This is a genomic window from Rathayibacter sp. KR2-224, assembly GCF_049446075.1.
Classification (GTDB): Bacteria; Actinomycetota; Actinomycetes; order Actinomycetales; family Microbacteriaceae; genus Humibacter.
This window is the reverse complement of record NZ_JBMSEB010000002.1, coordinates 250,007-266,482: the sequence shown is the minus strand read 5'-3', so window position 1 is coordinate 266,482 and position 16,476 is coordinate 250,007. Positions and strand designations below refer to the sequence as shown.

Sequence of the window (16,476 nt, the reverse complement as noted above, 5' to 3'; positions counted from 1 at the left end):
TCGGTAACGTGCCTGACCGGAAGGCCCACGCTCTAGACCCGTGATCAGTTCACGGTGTGCCCGGCCTTTTGAAGTGCATCGATGTCTTGATGCGCTGACGCGAGGACGGACAAGAGCTGTAGGCGGTCTTCGTGACCCGGGCGCGGTGTCATCACGATCATGGTGGCTCCACCCGCTAAGCCATAGGCATCCCACTCGACGTCGATGTCGCCGACCCGGGGGTGGCGGATGGTCTTCCCTCCTTCGACCCGGTCGCGCACATCGTGTCGAGCCCACAGGGTGCGGAATTCGGCGCTACGAACGGAAAGGGCTCCGACGATGGCGATGGCGCGAGGATGCTCTGGATCTTGGACGATAGCGGTCCGGAGCATCCCGATGTATTCGATGGCCATGGCGCGGCAGTCGGGGAACCGCAGTTGCGCCTCGTCCCGGAAGAGGGTGAGCAGCACATTGCGTTCCGCGGGGGAAAGCTCTTCAGGGTCGCCCAGCAGTTCGGCGGCGAGAGGATTCCAGGCGAGAACGTCGAGGTGCTCGCTGACAATGAACGCGGGCAGCTGTGTCGCGTCGAGGAGGGCTCTGGCGTTCCGGGGAACGCGGGTGGGCCGCCGGTGCGGCGTTGCTGGTGGGTTCCTGGCGGCGTGGGCGAGGCGCATCAGGTGGGAGCGTTCCACGTCATCGAAGTCGAGTGCGTCAGCGATGGAGTCGAGTATCGCGTCGGATGGGTGGGAGTTCCGGCCCTGTTCGAGCCTTTGGTAGTAGTCGGTGCTGAGGCCGGCCAGGGCCGCGACCTCTTCGCGCCGCAGGCCGGCGACGCGGCGTCGCCCGCCCGGCTCGAGTCCGAGCTGTGCGGGCGTCGTCTGCTCTCGTCGAGACCGCAGGAACAGACCGAGTTCCCGGGCCGGCGACGTTTCGGTAGGCATTGCATCATTGTCGCGCGCGACGGCCCTGGCAGGGTCGTCCTGGCAGACCTAGGCAAACCGGGGCGACGGAGATCCGACTGATTGTTCGTAGCGTCAGGAAGCATGACCACCTGGACCGCATCAGACATCCCCGACCAGACCGGACGTACCGCCATCGTGACCGGCGCCAACTCCGGCCTCGGCCTCGTCACCGCTACTGAACTCGCCAGGCACGGAGCGCAGGTGATCCTCGCTATCCGCAAGCCGGCATCTGGCGGGGCTGCTGCCGACGGCATTAGCGCGGAGGTGCGGGGAGCGAAACTCGAGGTCCGCACCCTCGACGTGGCTTCGCTGGCATCGGTACGAACGTTCGCCTCACGGATCGCCGCCGAGTACGACGGCATCGACCTTCTGATCAACAATGCCGGCGCAGAGAACCTCGCCGGTCGCCAAAGCACGGTCGACGGGTTCGAGTTCCACCTTGGAACCAACATGCTGGGCCACTTTGCCTTGACCGGGCTTCTGCTGGACACGATTGCTCGAGGCGCCGAACCACGCATCGTCTCTCTCAGCTCCATCACCCACAAGCGAGCCCATCTCGACTTCGACGACCTTCAGTGGGAGAAGGGCTTCAACGCCAACCGGGCCTACGGCGCCTCGAAACTCGCCACCACGGCATTCGGCATCGAACTCAACCGCCGACTCCGAAAGGCAGGGTCACCGATCATCAGCACCATCGCCCACCCCGGGCTGTCCCGATCGAACTTCATCGACAGCGCCTGGAAAGACCGCGGCGCTGTGGCGCAGCTGATGGGCCGAATGTTTTCCGCCATCGCCACCCAGCCCACCGAACAAGGCGCCCTGAACCAACTCCACGCCGCAACGGCGCCGGGCGTGCAAGGCGGTGACTTCTTCGGCCCCGGCGGTACCGGCGAACGCAAAGGCGAAGTGACCCGGGTCGCTGCATCGAAGGAGGCGCAAGACCCAGCCATCGGCCGACGCCTCTGGAGCGCCGCCGAAGCCCTCACCGGCATCACCTACCTGTAGCTGCGACCGAAGGCTCTCAAGAGAACACACCGTGCCTGACCGGCACAACACCCGGCATGACAAGAACCTCGCCCCAGCCGGAGTCATCGTCTGATTCCAGAACAGTTGGCCGGTAGATGACCATTCGGGCATATTCCCGGAAAGTGCGAGGGGTGGGCCCGCTCATGTCGTTCCTGCCTCCGTCGGGGACAATCTTCCTACGTCTGCTGCGGCTGAGCGGGGAGGATCACGTCGAGGTGGAAACCCGCTTGGGTGTGCCGTGCTTGCACCTGACCTCCGTGCGCTTCGACGATTCCGCGCACGATAGCGAGTCCGAGTCCAGCCCCGCCGCTGTTGGCGTCTACCGTGCTGGTGCGCGAGGTGTCGGCGCGCCATCCCACGTCGAACATGCGGCCCAGGTTCTCGGCTTCCACTCCAGGCCCCTGGTCGATCACGCTGAGAATCAGGCGCTGGTCTTCGAGGGTGTCGGCGCGGATCAGGATCGGTGTGCCTGCGGGCGCGTGGCGTACTCCGTTGGCCAGGAGGTTCACGATGGCGCGGGTGAGTTCGCGTGGGTCCGCCCAGATGAGGTGGCCGTCGATGCCGTCCTGGGCGATCCGGATTCCGCGCTCGGCGGCGATCGCCTGAACGTCGGAGACGGCATCCGACACCAGGTCGAGGAGTACGACGGGCTCTGGGCGGAGCTCGAGCGTGCCGGTCTGCATCTTGGAGAGCTCGAATAGGTCGCCGACCATCTGGTTGACCGTGTCGACCTTGGCGCGGATGGCCCGCATGTAGCCGGCGGGGTCGGGAGCGGTGCCTTCTTCGATCGCCTCGGCCATGGCCCGCATCCCGGTGAGCGGGGTGCGCAGGTCGTGGGAGATCCAGGCGAAGAACTGCTTCCGGGCGTGATCCAGTTCGGCGACTTGGGCGCGCGCCTCGGCCAATCGTTCCGAGGTCTCGGCCAGTTCCACGGAGATGGCGTCCAGCTCGCGCAGGCCGGTGGGGGAGGCAGGGACGATGTCTCCGCGGCCGACTCGGCGGGTGGAGGCCAGTATCGACTGGATGGAGCTCTTGATGATGACGCGAGCGACCGCCCACGCTGCGGTCATGGTCAAGACCGCGGAGATCCCGATCACCCAGGCGAGTACGACGACGTCGTGGTCGGAGAGATACATCTCGGCGGCAACGGCGAGCGCGGAGGCGACGATCGAGAGTAAGGATCCTGCGAGCACGATTGCGAGGCGAGCCGCGACTGGTGCGCGGCGCGTGACGCAGAGGACGAGGAAGGTGAGAGCGGAGACGGCCGCGGTCGCCGCGATGGTGGTGCCGGCGATGAGGAGCAGCTCCGAGGCGCTCAACATGCGACGGCATCCTCAACGAGGAGACGGTATCCGGCGCCCCATTCGGTGGTGAGGTACGTGGGGATGCGAGGGTCGGGTTCGATCTTCTCGCGCAACCGTCGCACATGGACGGTGACCGTGGAGGCATCCCCGAAGCCCCATTGCCACACTTCGCGAAGGATCTCCTCTCGGCTGATGACTCGACCAGGGTTGCGCACCAGGTAGAGGAAGAGTTCGTATTCGCGGGCGGTCAGCGCGACCTCGGCTCCCGCAGCCCACACGCGACGGTGGGCTGGGTCGACGCGGAACCGGCCGGCGGTGAACTCCAGCGGTGCCCCGATGCCGGTGGCCCTGCGGCGCAATTGAGAATTGACCCGCAGCTGGAGTTCGCGAAGGGAGAACGGCTTGGTCAGGTAGTCGTCAGCGCCTGTTTCGAGGCCTTCGATGCGATTGTCGACGCTGTCCAAGGCGGTGAGCATGATGATCGGCACGTCTGAGATGGCGCGCACCTGCCGACAGACCTCGTCGCCTGTGATGCCGGGGATCATCCGGTCCAGGATCAGCAGGTCAGGCATATCGCGCCGAGCGTCGTCGAGCGCAGCGGATCCGTCGGAGTGCTGGACTACTTCGCAGCCGGCCACGCGGAGATGGTCGGCGACGACGGTGCGCACGGTGGGGTCATCCTCCACCACCATCACTCGGATGCCCGGCTTCATCCTCTGAGCGTAGGCGGCCCCAGTCGGTAGCGCGGAGGCGGAGTTCTTACGAGATTGTCATATCCGGTTACGGGCCTGAAAGAACTCGCTGGGTCCGCCGGTCGTGCGGCTTCACTCGACGTGTGCCGCAGAAACCTGCGGCGACCGTCTGCGACCACATGAAGGAATCAGAAGATGAAAACACTTGCCCGGATCGGAGCGGCGGCCGCTGCCGCCGCCGTCCTGGTCGGCGCTGGCGCGACCGCCGCCAACGCCGCGACACCCACCCCAGCCTTCGGCCAGCACCAGAGCGGCGCAGTGTTCGCACAGACCGACAACCTGGCCGGCAACACGATCGTCGCCTACGACCGCCTCGCCGACGGCACCCTTCGAGAGGCCGGAACGTATGCGACCGGCGGGCTCGGCGGTCAGCTGACCGGATCGGTCGTCGACCACACCGCCAGCCAGGGCGCACTGGACAACGACAACGGCACCCTCATCGCCGTGAACGCCGGCTCGAACACCATCACCACCTTCGGCATCGCGGGCGATCGTCTCTATAAGAAGCAGACTTTGTCGAGCGGTGGCGCGTTCCCGGTTTCGGTCACCAGCCACGGTAACCAGGTCTATGTCCTCAATGCCCGCAATGGCGGCTCGATCCAGGGATACCTGAATCTCGGTGGGTTCCTCGTCCCGCTGCCGAATTCCAACCGCGGTCTCGGGTTGAATCCGGCGCAGACGCCCGAGTTCACCTCCACCCCAGGCGAGGTGTCTTTCACTCCGGACGGGTCGAAGGTGATCGTCTCCACTAAGAACGGGTCCAACGCCTTCGACGTGTTCGACAGCCGCGGCGTCTTCGGCCTCTCACCGCGACCCGTCGTCACTACCGTGGCCGGCACGGTGCCGTTCGGATTCGCCTTCGACGCCCGCGGGAACGTGGTCGCGACGGAGGCCGGGCCGAGCGCCGTCGCCACGTTCGCGGTGAACCGGGATGACACACTCACCCAGATCAGCCAGCAACTCACCGGGCAGGCCGCGACGTGCTGGATCGTGGCCGACGGAACGCACTTCTATGCCTCCAACGCTGGATCCGGCACCCTCTCGGCCTTCACTGACGACGGCACCGGCCAGCTCACCGCGGGCGCTATCACAGCCGCGGAACCCGGCACCGTCGATGCGACTGTCACCGCTGATGGCCGCTACCTGTACGCCCAGACCGGCGCCGCGGGCGACATCGACGAATATGCGGTCGCACCGGACGGAACACTCACCAAGATCGGCGCAGTCACTGTGCCCGGCGCCATTGGCGGAGAGGGCATCGTCGTCGGCTAGAACCGGCCCACCGGGTCGATAGTCGTAAGTACCGAGAGGGTGGCATCCGAGCGCGGGTGCCACCCTCTCCACCGTTCACCCGCAGCGACGCCAAGGCGCCCGTTCTCGCCGATCTGAATGAGATGCGAGGTGGAGGCCTCGCCTGACAGGCCACACCTAGCGAACCCTTATGGTCACCGCAACTTTGCCCGCAACCCTTATGCGTATATGGCGAATGCAACCAGTGTGACCCCCATTCGCCCCGAGATTCAGGCTTTGCGTGCGCTCGCGGTAGTCGGCACGATCACCTATCACACCTGGCCGGGCTATATTCCCGGCGGCGACGCGGGCGTGGACGTCTTCTTCGTGGTTTCCGGGTTCCTCATCACCGGCATGCTCGTGCGCGAGGTGGATCGCACGGGACGAATCTCGTTCCGGCACTTCTACGAACGCCGCATTCGCCGCCTGCTGCCCGCCGCGTACGCTGCGATCGCGTTCAGCGTCATCCTCACCTTCGCATTCGTGCCAACGCTCAAATGGCCGTACTTCTTTCACGAGATGTTGATGGCGGCGCTCGGCCTGGAGAACTGGAGTGAGCTGGCCAATTCGCAGAGTCCGGATGCCGCGCTCCGGCTCCTGCCGCCTACCCCGGTCTTGCACTACTGGTCGCTGGGTGTCGAGGAGCAGTTCTATCTCGTGTGGCCCGCGCTCATCGTGGCCGTGGTGTGGTTCGTACGCCGCCGCCGACATGGGCGCGAGACGTTCCGGACACAGTTGCGGTGGGTCTTCGGAATCGTTGCCGTCGCGTCCTTCATCGACTGCGTCATCGCCACCTACGCCAACGTGAACCTCGGGTATTTCTCGCCGAGCACCCGGGCCTGGGAGCTCACGATCGGCGGGTTGCTGGCACTCACTCCCGGACTGGATGCCCTGAGCGAGCGGGCGCGCGTCGCGCTCGGATGGCTCGGTCTCGCCGCCATCGTGGGAACGTATCTGTTCGTCTGGGATCAGCACCACTTTCCAGGCTGGTACGCACTGTTCCCCGTGGCCGGTTCCGTCGCCGTCATCGCGGGCGGCACCCCACTGACGCGGCGGTCGCCGGCTTACCTCGCACAGTGGCCGCCGATCCAATCATTCGGCGACGCTTCGTACTCGATCTACTTGTGGCATTGGCCGATTATCTTCCTCTTCCCGTTCGTGTCTGGACGCCCGACTCCGTGGTGGGGCGTGCTCATGCTGATCGCGCTCGGGGTCACAGTCGGATTCATCTCCAAGCGCTGGATCGAGGATCCTTTCCGGAGCGGCGCGCGAGCGCGCTTGGCTCGTAACCCCGGTGCTGCTGCGCACACTCACCGCGCGCTGGTGCTGCCCAAGCGTCGAGGCAGTTTGTGATGGTCGGACGCGTTCCTTGACAGGCCGACTGGCTCTGTGCGATTTAGAGGTCGAGGAAGTCTCCGAGCCAGGTTCGAACTCGTGCGAGGCATCCAGCCGACACCTGACCAGCAATCCCCGTAATCCGGTCGCGTGGGAGGGTGCGGGGTTGCTCCGTCATGATCCAGGACGGCCGATCGAGCGCGCTTGGGCCATCGACGCGGATGTGGTTCGGCCAACCCCGCTCGACGGTCGTGATCGGGAGAACGATAACGAGAGCCGTGACCGCGTCGAGGTATCCGGCGGATGCGATGACGAGCACTCGGCGATGACCGCCCTGCTCCCGGCCGCGCACGGGCTCAAGGGATGCCCAGGCGACGGTTCCTGGAGCGAGCTCAAGATCCGTCACGGTGCAGTGTCGCTCAGCTCAGCACGTTCCCATTCCTCGGACTCCTCCGCATGCGACGCTGCGATCTCCGCGGGCGCAGCGGAGATCGCAGTCTTGAGCGACTCCAGCCGTTGACGGCGATCCTCTGCATCCGCAAGCCGGGCCAGATGCGCACCCAAAGTGAGACCGTCGCGTGAGGCCTGCGCCTTGAGCCGATCTCGAAGCTCGTCGCTCACCTTGATGGTGGTAGTCATACTTTCAGTATACCGCCGTCCCAACGAGTGAACTGCTGCCGCACGACGCCAAGGAGACTGCCCGGAAGCTCGCGAGCTCCTCTAAACTCGCGTCGTCCGCCCACGGCCCGCCGACTTCGTCCGCGTGCCCCGTCATTGCTCGCGCGCGCGAAGGTGCTCATGAACGACTCACTCTTGACAGGCATCCTCCCCGTAGCACCCACGGCCTTCCACGAAAACGAGGACCTGGACCTGGAGGGCCAACGCCGTATCGTCGACTTTCTCGTGGATGCTCGCGCCGACGGCGTCTGCATTCTCGCGAACTACTCGGAGCAGTTCTCGCTCACAGATGACGAACGCAATCGGATCGTCGATGCGACGGTCTCACAAGCCGATGGACGCATCCCGGTGGTGGTGACGACCAGCCACTTCAGCGCCCGGATCGCCGCGGAGCGTGCGCGGCAGGCGGAGGCGGCGGGGGCGCATCTGGTGATGCTCATGCCGCCGTTCTTCGGCGCCACGATGGGCGTTCCCGAGGCCTCGGTTCTTGAGTACTTCAAGCGTGTCGCAGATGGGTTGTCCATCGACATCATGATTCAGGATGCCCCGCTGAGCACCACTGCCTTATCCGTCCAGCTTCTCGCGCGGCTCGCGAGCGAGGTGCCCCAGATTCGCTACGCGAAGATCGAGGTGCCGCGGGCATCCGAGAAGATCCGAGGCTTGATCTCCTCGGCTGGCGCCGAGCTTCCCGGTGTGTTCGATGGCGAGGAGGGCGTGACCGCAATCCCGGATCTGCACGCGGGCGCGGTCGGCACGATGAGCAGTTGCCTGGTGCCGGAAGTGCTCGGTGACGTCGTTCGCCTGTTCCGATCCGGCCAGGTGGAGGCAGCAACGGCGAAGTGGGAAGCGGTGCTGCCGTTGATCCATTTCGAGAACCGCCAGTGCGGGCTGACTGCTTCCAAAGTGCTTCTAGCGGAGGGCGGGGTGATTGCGAGCGAGCGCGTGCGCGAGCCGTTGGGCCCTCTGAGTCCGGCGACCCGCGCTGGGCTGCTCGATCTGGCCCGGCGATTCGATCCGCTCGTACTCAACTGGAACTAGCAGGGCGCGGGCTCTTACAGCCATTCGGCTGCGCCGCTGGGCACATTGGGTGAGGTCTCCGGGCGGCATACGGTATTGCCAGCACTGTTCACGTACGTGCCGTTCGTGCACGTCGGAGCAGCGGGTGCGACGTACGTCCCGACTGTTGTCACTTGCGTCACTGGTGGGGTGGTGACCGTGTCGCTCTGGAGCGCTCTGTTCGTCTCGACGCCGTCGGAGTAAGTGACGAGGTAGGTCTTTGTCTCAACCCCGTTGGCCCCGGCGGTCGTGACGGAGGACGTGCCTTCCGGCAGGCTGGCACTTTGAACGGTCGTCGTCTGGAACGGGACCGGAGCCGTCTCCTCGACGAGCTTTGTCGTGACGACCGGCGTTGGTGTTGGCGTAGGCGTCGCCGTGGGGGTCGACGTAGTCTCAACTCCACCTGTCACCCCAGCGGGTGCAGTCGTCGTTGGATGCGTGGCAGCGTACGCCCCGGATGACCCGAGCAGAATCGCCAACGCGATTCCAACGCCAAGTGCTCCGGCGGTACGGCTCCGAGGCAGCTTGAGCCACGTGCTTCGCCGGAAGATCAGTCCATAGATGGCGGTTATGAGCACCACAAGAGCCGCCATAAGGACCATCGACCACACGCCACCCGACGCCAAGCCGATCAGAGCCAGAAGCGCCGTGCAGCCGATCCCGATCCATGTCGCAAGCGGCAGTCTTCTGAGCAGACCTGACCCACGCTGTGGATCTGGTGACGCCGGAGTGGTCATCAGGCAAGCATGGAAGGCCCATCAGTAGCCGTCTCGCCCCAGTTATGGGGCAGCGTCGGCATCCCACTTGCAAAGAGGTGATCGCCCGCACATGCGTGAGGGGGCTCTGCTGAGCTCTTGAGGAGCGTCCCTTTTACTCGGCTCTCAGCGCGTCGCGGGCCTCGGCGAGCAGGGCGAGCAGCGTCTCGTATCGCTTGACGCCGAGCGACATTCGGATCTGTCGCTCTGATCCGAGTTCCCGCTCGACGCCGTCGGCGGAAGCGGCTCGTCCGGCAACCGTGGGGTGAAGAGCGACTGCGCGACCCGCACCGACGCGGCGCTCGATGAACCCGAGCCGCTCGAGCCGATCCGCGGCTTGGCTCATCGCCTGCTGACTCTTGCCGAGCCCCGTGGCGATCGTGGTGACGGTGATCCCTGGCTCGCGCACGACGGCCTCAAGCAAGTGGTTCAACGGCAGCGAAAGTTGGGTCCCCGCTAATGCCTGCTCGCCACGCTGCTCGACGAGAACGCTCATCTCGCGTAGCCGGCCTCGAAGCAGGTCGGGTATCGACGGGTGCCAGTGGTCCCCGTCGCCGGCGTCGGATCTTCGGCTCATGTCCACAAGTATAAATCGAAAGGTAACCAGAGCCTTGTAAACACAAGGCCTTGTGATAGAACAGAGTCACAACCGACCAAAGGAGAAATCATGCGGGTGTTCGTCACAGGTGCTACAGGATTCGTCGGCAATCACCTCGTTGCCGACCTCATGGATGTCGGCCACGATGTGGTCGGATTGAGCCGGTCGGAGTCCGGGGCAAAGAGACTCACTGCTGCCGGCGTAACGGCATTCGTCGGGAACGTGAACGATCTGCCGCGCCTCCGCCTCGCCGTACAGGACGTGGACGCCGTCGTGCACACGGCGTTCGACCATGAGCGTCCGGACTCGTCCGAACCGAGCGAGGACGACCGTAAGGTCATAACAGCCCTTGGCGATGTCTTCGCCGGAACGAACCGCCCGATCATCGTCGCGTCTGGAACGGGCTTGGTTCAATCGACGACGGGAGGACCGGTCGTAGAGAGCGACCGGCACGCACCGTCGTCCGTTGTCGCGCGCGGTGCATCCGAAGAGGCAGCAGAGGCGCTCCTCGACAAGGGCCTCAAGGTCATGGTTGTGCGGCTGCCGCAGGTTCACGACATCCGACGGCAGGGACGCCTCCGCTGGCATATCGAGATCGCGCGAGACCGCGGATACGTGGCTTACATCGGCGAGGGCGGCAACCGTGTTCCGGCAGTGCATGTCACCGATGCAGCGCGACTATTCCGGCTCGCTCTCGAGCACGGCAGTATCGGGGCCCGCTACCACGCGGTCGCAGAAGAAGGCGTGACGCTGCGTGCGATCGCGGAAGCAATCGGCAACAGGCTTCACTTGCCGGTCAGGTCGCTTGCACCGGAGGATGCCCCGGAGTACTTCGGCTGGCTCGCCCAGCTTGCAGGACTCGACCTGCCGGCATCCGGTACTTGGACCGCAAAGCAGCTCGGTTGGCGGCCCACAGGTCCCGGACTCCTGGACGACTTGCGGAACGCCGAGGATGACGGGGCCTGACGTCGTCTTCATCCCGCCTCTTCATGCCCCCGCGCTACCCTAGGGTCCGCCACTTCGAGTCGGTTGGGGGTGTCGTGCTCAGCAAAAGCGTTCTGCTGTCACGGCTCGGTGGCCTGCGGCGCGTCATCGTTCTGCTGCTCGCTGTGACGGGCATCCTCATCGGCTTGCTCGCGATGCACACGTTTACTGCGGGCCCGAGTGGACCTTCGCTGCACCAGGCTGCCGAGATCTCTCAGGAGCTGAGCGGCACGGGAATTGTCGAGCACGCCGCGTTACCCACCGAGGCTTCGATGGCTACGGTGGGTGCGCACGGCATGGTCCCGCCGGACTGCAACGGGATGTGCGATTCCGGCCACAACATGACGGCCATGGTCTGCCTGCTCGCGCTGCTGATCACGACACTGATCCTGATCGTCCGTGTTGTGACAGCGCGGTGGGGCACCACCCTTCGTCGATTGCTGGGTGACCTGGCCGAAGCCCTGCTGGCAACCCGCGCACCGCCCAGCCCGCCGTCGCTTCTCACTCTCTCCATCAGTCGAACCTGATTCCTCCCGTCCCGGGTGCCACCCGGCACAGGCGATTCGTCGACCCGTGGGGTCGTCGACCGATTCAGGTTCGAGTAAGAGAGAAGTTTTGTCATGAAGTTCACGATCACGGCGGCCTCCGCGACCGCCCTCGCTACCGCGCTGCTCCTCAGCGGATGCTCCGCGACCCCCTCGGGCGGACATCCCGGTATGAGCAGGAGCGGCTCCTCTGCGTCGGCCACCGCGAATACCGCAGGCTCGCACAATGACGCCGATGTGCGTTTTGCCCAGAACATGGTGATGCACCATCAGCAGGCGATTCAGATGGCAGACATGCTGCTGGGCAAAGCCGGGGTGGATGAGCGCGTCACGGCACTTGCGCAGAAGGTCAAGGCTGCTCAACAGCCCGAAATCGGCACCATGAACGGCTGGTTGACAGGGTGGCGGGCTTCCACCGGGATGCCGGCGCACGACATGGGCGGCATGATGTCCGACTCGGACATGGCGGCGCTGAAGAACGCGTCAGGCGCCGACGCGGGAAAGCTGTTCCTCACCCAGATGGTGCAGCATCATCAAGGCGCCATCGAGATGGCCCAGCAGGAGATCACGAACGGGAAGAACGCGGATGCCGTCGCGCTAGCGAAGAAGATCGCCACCGATCAGACCGCCGAGATTGCGACCATGCAGAACCTGGCCGCAACCCTCTAGCAGCGCTACTGGGTGGCCGCCACTTCTCGGATCCTGTCCGGTAGTCGCGGCCACCCGCGTCGCCGCTTCCAAGCGAAGAGACCAGGCGCGCGATCAGGCCAGATGGGCGCCGCATCCCACCCCGTACGCGTCGCGCAACCAGCCGACGAACTCGGCGTCCAGGTCCTGGACAGAGCTCAGTCTGAAGCGGTGTACGAACAGGCGCTGCTCGTACGGCGAAACATGCGTGATGCGCTGATCATCCGTTCCCAAAGAACGCATCAGATCGAAGTATCCGACGACCGCGTCGCCTTTCGGCCGCGCTCCGGCAAAACCTCGTCGGGACCCCTTGAACGTCACAGTGGTCTTCGACACAGCCAACGACACCGGCCCGAACCCGAGGATCACCCTCTCGAGCTCACGCCACAACGCAACCGATGCCTCAGTCCCCATCGACAGATGATCCTCAACACGCCACACCTCGACACCCATGGGTGAAACCTAGCTCCCACCTGCGACGCGACGCTGAGACGGACGAAGGCGCCGCGGGCATCCTCAGCGCAATTGGCGGGCCGCAGCCTCCTGCACGGCAGGCTCGGCTTGACGTCTGGTGAACAGCCGCACTCGCTGCTGGGTGAGCAGGATGCCCGCGATCACGATCACCGCGCCCGCCGGCTCGTTCCACGTCAGGTGCTCGCCGAGCACCAGGATGCCGAGCGCGACGCCTACGACCGGCGTGACGTACGTGACGCCGGAGGTGATCGTGGGACCCCAGGCCCGCAGCACGTTCATGTTCCAGATGTAGACGACGCCGGTTCCGAGCGCGCCGAGCGCAAGCAGCGAGAGCAGCACCGGCCAGCTGAAGGCGATGGGATGCCAGGCGATCAGCGGCGTGAGAAGGATCATGATGACCGCCGCGATGCCGATGTTGAGCAGCGCGCTCGTCGTCGCCGACACGGCTCGCGGGCTGATGAAGCGCCGGATGTAGCCGAAGCTGAAGCCGTAGCAGGTGACGGCTCCCAGGCACGTGAGCTGTCCCCACAAACTGCCGGCCAGAGCATCCACCGCCCACGGTCCCACGACGACGACCACGCCCAGGATGCCGATCACCACACCGAGCACCTGGTCTCGGTTCAGCTTCTCAACTCGGAATGCCGCGGTCGCGAGGATGGCCGTCGTGATGGGCGTGACCGCGTTGTAGATGCTCGCGAGGCTCGACGACACGTACTGCTCGGCCCAGGCGAAAAGCAGGAACGGAATGACGCAGTACGTGACCGCGACGACGGCGAAGTGCAACCACACGATGGGCTCGCGGGGGAGGCGTGCCCGCATCACGAGCGCGATGACGCCCAGGGTGATGGCGCCGAAGACGAGCCTGGCCCAGGCGACCTGCCCGAAGCTCACGCCCGTGAGGGCGACCTTCATGAATAGGAAGCTCGCACCCCAGACGAGCCCCATCGCGGCGAATTGCAGTGCGACCCTCACCTCTCGACGCTATCGATTGCCGCCGACGGCGGACCATCGGGAATCGGACGAGGATCATCGAGATCCGGCCAACGGTCTGTCCACTTCACGGCAGGTCGGAATGGGCTAGCGCACCCGCCCGCCCTCGTCGTCGTGCCGCAACGAGTGGATCATGCTCTGCAGGATCGTGAACGCATGCGCCTGCTCGTCCTCGGTGAGGCCCGCGAGCATTCTGGCCTCAACGGATCGAACCGCAGCGGATGCCTTCTCCAGGCTTCGTCGGCCGCGTGGCGTGAGCCGGGTGGGGAGAACCTTGCCGACGGGGGCTTCCGCCGGCCGGGTGACGTAGCCGTCTCGCTCGAGGGCTTGCAGAAGCACGTTCATCGTTTGCCGCGTTACGAAGGTGCCGCGGGCGAGCTCGGAGTTCGACAGGCCAGGGCGCTGTGCCAGCAGCTCGAGGCAGGAGTAGTGGGTGATGGTCATCCCGAGCGGCCGCAACACGTCTTCCATGGCAGTGCGCAGTGCGCTGGATGCTTCTTTCAGCAGGTAGCCAAGCGACGTCTCCAGGTCGACGCCTTCCCGGTTTTGACTCATGTCAGTAGTCTGACATAGGTTGAGTGATGTCAGAAAACTGACATATAAAGAAGGAGCAACACCATGCCAGCCACCGGCCCCGATTTCATCTCTCTCCAGACTCGCGACCTGAACGCGTCCCAGGCGTTCTATGAGCAGTACCTCGGCCTCACCCGCTCCCAGGCGGGTCCTCCGCATGCGGTCGTCTTCGAAACGACGCCCATCGCGTTCGCCCTGCGCGACATCGTTCCCGGCACCGACCTTGCGTCTGTTCCGCACCCCGGCATCGGTGCGGCCATCTGGCTTCACGCCACCGACGTGCAGGCCATTCACGACGCACTTGCCGCGGACGGCCACACGATCGTCTCGGCTCCGATCGACGGCCCGTTCGGCCGCACGTTCACCTTCGCCGACCCCGACGGGTACCACGTCACTCTCCACGACCGCGTCTGAAGCGCGTCTCGCGGAGTCGCAGCTGCAGCGGCAACTCGGCGGCCGTTTCGGCCAGGATGGCCGGTATGGATGAGGTTGAAGTCGTCGTCGCCCACAGCCAGCGCGCCACGCTGCGGGTCGGCGACGTCTTCTTGAAAGTGGACGGCAACCCCGCGCATGCCGAGGTCGAGGTGCGGGCGATGGGCATGGCGCCCATACCCACGCCGACGATTCTCTGGCACGCGCCGCCCGTGCTCGCGCTCGCCGCCGTGCCCGGCACGGCCCTCGGCGTTCTCGGCGAACCGTCGCCCGCGTCGCCGGCGGCGTGGGCCGCGGCTGGCGCCGCCATACGCAAGCTGCACGACGCGCCGCTGCCGCCCTGGCCGGGGCGCACGCTCGGCGATGTGGCGACGGAACTCGACACCGAATGCGCGTGGCTTCTTACGAACGGTGTTCTGCCCCCCGAGGTGATCGGGCACAACCGCGAGATCGCGGAGGCCGCGCTGCGCCCATGGAACCCGGCTTTCATCCACGGCGACCTGCAGATCACCCACGTATTCGTCGACGGTGACCGGGTCACCGGCGTCATCGACTGGTCAGAGGCAGCCCCGGGCGACGCCATGTTCGACCTCGCCATCCTCACCCTCGGGCACGAGGAACGCCTGGACGATCTGCTTGCCGGGTACGGCGACGCGGATCGCGAGGTGGTCAGGGCGTGGTGGTCGCTCCGCAGCCTGACGGCATCGCGCTGGCTCATCGAGCACGGCTTCGATCCGGATGCGCCGGGGTGCGAATTCGATGTGCTCCGAGCGCGGATGCGGGACTCGTAGCGCCGGCATCGCCGCTGATCACGTCAGTCGGACTTCGACTGTTTGTGTATTTAGCAATATTGCTATGCTACTAAATATGCGGGATGCGAGCTCCGAGGTCTTCACCGCGTTGGCCCATCCGACGCGACGGCAGATTCTGGAAGACCTCAAGGACGGCGAGATGGCAGCTGGCGAGATCGCTGCCAGGTTCTCTGCAAGCGGCCCGACGATTTCGCGGCACCTGTCTGTCTTGAGAGCCGCCGGGCTGATCACCGAGCGCCGCGACTCCAACCGCATCTTGTATTCGCTGGTCGGTGATCGTCTCGCTTTGGCGGTCGGGAGCTTCCTCTCGGCCGTGTGCCCTGAGCAGATCGTGCTTCGCACGGTGCGGGGCAAATCGACCAAGCCGATCGACGCATCCGAGACAGGAGTCGAAGCGTGAGGTCAGCAGGGATGTCACTGTCTGCGAAGTTCGAACGTCGGCTTCTGATCAACTACCGCCTCGATCCCGACACCGCCTCCTCGCTTGTGCCGAAAGGTCTTCGGCCTCAGCTCGTCGACGGTTACGCAGTGGCCGGGATCTGCCTGATTCGGCTCGGCGCCCTCAGACCGGATTGGGTCCACGCCGACGTCGGCTGGCGCGGAGAGGCAGCCGCGCATCGCGTCGCCGTCGAGTGGGATGACGACGAGGGAACACACGATGGTGTCTACATCCGCGAGCGATGCTCGGCCTCGTGGCTGCCCGTTGCGGCCGGAGGCCGTGTGTTCCCAGGCGTCCACAAGCACGCGCGGTTCACGGTGCGCGAATCCGGCGACCGATTCACGGTCGACATGGTCTCGGCGACGGCAACCACGCACGCCGACGTCGAAACTACGGATGAGTGGTCGAGTTCCCTCTTTCCCACGATCGACGACGCATCCCGGTTCTTCCGAAAGGGCGAGATCGGCTGGTCGCCCGCTCGCGCCGAGAACAAGCTCGAGGGGCTGCGCCTGCAGCCGACGAAGTGGCACGTCCGCGCCGGCACAGCGCTATCCATACGATCGAGCTACTTCGACAGCTTGCCCGCAGGGTCGGCGCACCTCGACAACATCCTGATCATGCAGGACATCCCGGTGCGCTGGAGAGCTGTCGACGGCCAACACATGCAACGGCGCGCGATCGCAGAAGCGACCGCCTGACGACGACGCGCCGATGGTCTCATTCGCAGTGCAGCGAAGCTCGGCGCTGGTCTGGCACCGCCACGTTTTCAAAGTCGTCTCGAGCTGAGAGGGCTTACAGCGATTCT

General features: G+C 65.4%; 21 protein-coding genes. 11 read left to right on the top strand and 10 right to left on the bottom strand.

The features are described 5' to 3' along the window. Window positions 1–44 precede the first annotated feature (44 nt). Window positions 45–920 carry a helix-turn-helix transcriptional regulator gene (locus tag ACO2Q7_RS13575; protein ID WP_423356240.1) on the bottom strand — a complete coding sequence of 292 codons (876 nt, stop codon included), beginning with the start codon at window positions 918–920 and terminating at the stop codon, window positions 45–47. A 102-nt stretch (window positions 921–1,022) separates the two neighbouring features. On the opposite strand from ACO2Q7_RS13575, the gene ACO2Q7_RS13570 reads away from it, so the two are divergent. Continuing rightward, complete coding sequence (locus tag ACO2Q7_RS13570; protein WP_423356239.1) at window positions 1,023–1,946, top strand: oxidoreductase; 924 nt, start codon at window positions 1,023–1,025, stop codon at window positions 1,944–1,946. Between the two features lie 197 nt (window positions 1,947–2,143). Here the strand turns inward: ACO2Q7_RS13570 and ACO2Q7_RS13565 are convergent, their stop codons facing one another. Next, window positions 2,144–3,289, bottom strand: coding sequence for a sensor histidine kinase (locus ACO2Q7_RS13565; RefSeq protein WP_423356238.1), 1,146 nt, complete (start codon window positions 3,287–3,289; stop codon window positions 2,144–2,146). Continuing rightward, on the bottom strand, window positions 3,283–3,984 hold the full coding sequence (locus ACO2Q7_RS13560) for a response regulator transcription factor (RefSeq protein WP_423356237.1): 702 nt from the start codon (window positions 3,982–3,984) through the stop codon (window positions 3,283–3,285). Before ACO2Q7_RS13560 ends, ACO2Q7_RS13565 begins: the two co-directional genes overlap by 7 nt. Before the next feature lie 174 nt (window positions 3,985–4,158). On the opposite strand from ACO2Q7_RS13560, the gene ACO2Q7_RS13555 reads away from it, so the two are divergent. After that, window positions 4,159–5,295: a lactonase family protein gene (locus tag ACO2Q7_RS13555; protein ID WP_423356236.1), complete on the top strand. Its 1,137-nt coding sequence runs from the start codon at window positions 4,159–4,161 to the stop codon at window positions 5,293–5,295. A gap of 207 nt (window positions 5,296–5,502) precedes the next feature. Then, window positions 5,503–6,666 (top strand): acyltransferase family protein, encoded by a 1,164-nt coding sequence (locus ACO2Q7_RS13550; RefSeq protein ID WP_423356235.1) that lies wholly within the window; start codon window positions 5,503–5,505, stop codon window positions 6,664–6,666. Window positions 6,667–6,709: 43 nt separating this feature from the next. Here ACO2Q7_RS13550 and ACO2Q7_RS13545 read toward each other — a convergent pair whose 3' ends face one another. Both ACO2Q7_RS13545 and ACO2Q7_RS13540 read right to left on the bottom strand, forming a co-directional pair. Continuing rightward, the gene (locus ACO2Q7_RS13545; protein WP_423356234.1) at window positions 6,710–7,054 is read right to left on the bottom strand and encodes a type II toxin-antitoxin system PemK/MazF family toxin; all 345 of its coding nucleotides are present in this window, start codon (window positions 7,052–7,054) and stop codon (window positions 6,710–6,712) included. Beyond that, on the bottom strand, window positions 7,051–7,287 hold the full coding sequence (locus tag ACO2Q7_RS13540) for a ribbon-helix-helix protein (RefSeq protein WP_423356233.1): 237 nt from the start codon (window positions 7,285–7,287) through the stop codon (window positions 7,051–7,053). Before ACO2Q7_RS13540 ends, ACO2Q7_RS13545 begins: the two co-directional genes overlap by 4 nt. A 159-nt stretch (window positions 7,288–7,446) precedes the next feature. On the opposite strand from ACO2Q7_RS13540, the gene ACO2Q7_RS13535 reads away from it, so the two are divergent. After that, complete coding sequence (locus ACO2Q7_RS13535) at window positions 7,447–8,364, top strand: dihydrodipicolinate synthase family protein (RefSeq protein WP_423356232.1); 918 nt, start codon at window positions 7,447–7,449, stop codon at window positions 8,362–8,364. 14 nt (window positions 8,365–8,378) lie between these two features. Here ACO2Q7_RS13535 and ACO2Q7_RS13530 read toward each other — a convergent pair whose 3' ends face one another. Both ACO2Q7_RS13530 and ACO2Q7_RS13525 read right to left on the bottom strand, forming a co-directional pair. Continuing rightward, window positions 8,379–9,119 carry a G5 domain-containing protein gene (locus tag ACO2Q7_RS13530; RefSeq protein WP_423356231.1) on the bottom strand — a complete coding sequence of 247 codons (741 nt, stop codon included), beginning with the start codon at window positions 9,117–9,119 and terminating at the stop codon, window positions 8,379–8,381. A gap of 133 nt (window positions 9,120–9,252) precedes the next feature. Continuing rightward, the gene (locus ACO2Q7_RS13525) at window positions 9,253–9,714 is read right to left on the bottom strand and encodes a MarR family winged helix-turn-helix transcriptional regulator (protein ID WP_423356230.1); all 462 of its coding nucleotides are present in this window, start codon (window positions 9,712–9,714) and stop codon (window positions 9,253–9,255) included. A gap of 90 nt (window positions 9,715–9,804) precedes the next feature. Here ACO2Q7_RS13525 and ACO2Q7_RS13520 point away from each other — a divergent pair, with 90 nt between their 5' ends. The 3 genes from ACO2Q7_RS13520 to ACO2Q7_RS13510 all read left to right on the top strand — a co-directional run bounded on the left by ACO2Q7_RS13520 (window position 9,805) and on the right by ACO2Q7_RS13510 (window position 11,933). Next, window positions 9,805–10,701, top strand: coding sequence for an SDR family oxidoreductase (locus ACO2Q7_RS13520; RefSeq protein WP_423356229.1), 897 nt, complete (start codon window positions 9,805–9,807; stop codon window positions 10,699–10,701). Window positions 10,702–10,775: 74 nt separating this feature from the next. Continuing rightward, window positions 10,776–11,246, top strand: coding sequence for a DUF6153 family protein (locus ACO2Q7_RS13515; protein WP_423356228.1), 471 nt, complete (start codon window positions 10,776–10,778; stop codon window positions 11,244–11,246). Between the two features lie 93 nt (window positions 11,247–11,339). Then, complete coding sequence (locus ACO2Q7_RS13510) at window positions 11,340–11,933, top strand: DUF305 domain-containing protein (RefSeq protein WP_423356227.1); 594 nt, start codon at window positions 11,340–11,342, stop codon at window positions 11,931–11,933. A gap of 93 nt (window positions 11,934–12,026) precedes the next feature. On the opposite strand, the gene ACO2Q7_RS13505 is transcribed toward ACO2Q7_RS13510, so the two are convergent. From ACO2Q7_RS13505 to ACO2Q7_RS13495, 3 genes are all read right to left on the bottom strand, one after another. Then, the gene (locus ACO2Q7_RS13505; RefSeq protein ID WP_423356226.1) at window positions 12,027–12,404 is read right to left on the bottom strand and encodes a DUF5655 domain-containing protein; all 378 of its coding nucleotides are present in this window, start codon (window positions 12,402–12,404) and stop codon (window positions 12,027–12,029) included. Window positions 12,405–12,467: 63 nt separating this feature from the next. Next, complete coding sequence (locus ACO2Q7_RS13500) at window positions 12,468–13,397, bottom strand: DMT family transporter (protein WP_423356225.1); 930 nt, start codon at window positions 13,395–13,397, stop codon at window positions 12,468–12,470. A gap of 105 nt (window positions 13,398–13,502) precedes the next feature. Further along, window positions 13,503–13,970, bottom strand: coding sequence for a MarR family winged helix-turn-helix transcriptional regulator (locus ACO2Q7_RS13495; RefSeq protein WP_423356224.1), 468 nt, complete (start codon window positions 13,968–13,970; stop codon window positions 13,503–13,505). Window positions 13,971–14,033: 63 nt separating this feature from the next. Here ACO2Q7_RS13495 and ACO2Q7_RS13490 point away from each other — a divergent pair, with 63 nt between their 5' ends. The 4 genes from ACO2Q7_RS13490 to ACO2Q7_RS13475 all read left to right on the top strand — a co-directional run bounded on the left by ACO2Q7_RS13490 (window position 14,034) and on the right by ACO2Q7_RS13475 (window position 16,369). Continuing rightward, window positions 14,034–14,402: a VOC family protein gene (locus ACO2Q7_RS13490; protein WP_423356223.1), complete on the top strand. Its 369-nt coding sequence runs from the start codon at window positions 14,034–14,036 to the stop codon at window positions 14,400–14,402. A gap of 65 nt (window positions 14,403–14,467) precedes the next feature. Continuing rightward, entirely contained in the window at window positions 14,468–15,211 is a 744-nt protein-coding gene (locus tag ACO2Q7_RS13485; RefSeq protein WP_423356222.1) for an aminoglycoside phosphotransferase family protein, read from the top strand. Between the two features lie 76 nt (window positions 15,212–15,287). Further along, window positions 15,288–15,632, top strand: coding sequence for a metalloregulator ArsR/SmtB family transcription factor (locus ACO2Q7_RS13480; protein ID WP_423356221.1), 345 nt, complete (start codon window positions 15,288–15,290; stop codon window positions 15,630–15,632). Further along, a complete protein-coding gene (locus tag ACO2Q7_RS13475) occupies window positions 15,629–16,369 on the top strand; it encodes a DUF2071 domain-containing protein (RefSeq protein WP_423356220.1) in 741 nt (246 codons plus the stop codon). The genes ACO2Q7_RS13480 and ACO2Q7_RS13475 overlap by 4 nt, the downstream gene beginning before the upstream one ends. Window positions 16,370–16,476: the final 107 nt, after the last annotated feature.

Bases quoted from the DNA above. Each gene is read 5' to 3' on its own strand.
- ACO2Q7_RS13575 (WP_423356240.1), bottom strand. From the start codon at position 920: ATGCCTACCGAAACGTCGCCGGCCCGGGAACTCGGTCTGTTCCTGCGG.
- ACO2Q7_RS13570 (WP_423356239.1), top strand. From the start codon at position 1,023: ATGACCACCTGGACCGCATCAGACATCCCCGACCAGACCGGACGTACC.
- ACO2Q7_RS13565 (WP_423356238.1), bottom strand. From the start codon at position 3,289: ATGTTGAGCGCCTCGGAGCTGCTCCTCATCGCCGGCACCACCATCGCG.
- ACO2Q7_RS13560 (WP_423356237.1), bottom strand. From the start codon at position 3,984: ATGAAGCCGGGCATCCGAGTGATGGTGGTGGAGGATGACCCCACCGTG.
- ACO2Q7_RS13555 (WP_423356236.1), top strand. From the start codon at position 4,159: ATGAAAACACTTGCCCGGATCGGAGCGGCGGCCGCTGCCGCCGCCGTC.
- ACO2Q7_RS13550 (WP_423356235.1), top strand. From the start codon at position 5,503: ATGGCGAATGCAACCAGTGTGACCCCCATTCGCCCCGAGATTCAGGCT.
- ACO2Q7_RS13540 (WP_423356233.1), bottom strand. From the start codon at position 7,287: ATGACTACCACCATCAAGGTGAGCGACGAGCTTCGAGATCGGCTCAAG.
- ACO2Q7_RS13535 (WP_423356232.1), top strand. From the start codon at position 7,447: ATGAACGACTCACTCTTGACAGGCATCCTCCCCGTAGCACCCACGGCC.
- ACO2Q7_RS13530 (WP_423356231.1), bottom strand. From the start codon at position 9,119: ATGACCACTCCGGCGTCACCAGATCCACAGCGTGGGTCAGGTCTGCTC.
- ACO2Q7_RS13525 (WP_423356230.1), bottom strand. From the start codon at position 9,714: ATGAGCCGAAGATCCGACGCCGGCGACGGGGACCACTGGCACCCGTCG.
- ACO2Q7_RS13520 (WP_423356229.1), top strand. From the start codon at position 9,805: ATGCGGGTGTTCGTCACAGGTGCTACAGGATTCGTCGGCAATCACCTC.
- ACO2Q7_RS13510 (WP_423356227.1), top strand. From the start codon at position 11,340: ATGAAGTTCACGATCACGGCGGCCTCCGCGACCGCCCTCGCTACCGCG.
- ACO2Q7_RS13505 (WP_423356226.1), bottom strand. From the start codon at position 12,404: ATGGGTGTCGAGGTGTGGCGTGTTGAGGATCATCTGTCGATGGGGACT.
- ACO2Q7_RS13495 (WP_423356224.1), bottom strand. From the start codon at position 13,970: ATGAGTCAAAACCGGGAAGGCGTCGACCTGGAGACGTCGCTTGGCTAC.
- ACO2Q7_RS13490 (WP_423356223.1), top strand. From the start codon at position 14,034: ATGCCAGCCACCGGCCCCGATTTCATCTCTCTCCAGACTCGCGACCTG.
- ACO2Q7_RS13485 (WP_423356222.1), top strand. From the start codon at position 14,468: ATGGATGAGGTTGAAGTCGTCGTCGCCCACAGCCAGCGCGCCACGCTG.
- ACO2Q7_RS13480 (WP_423356221.1), top strand. From the start codon at position 15,288: ATGCGGGATGCGAGCTCCGAGGTCTTCACCGCGTTGGCCCATCCGACG.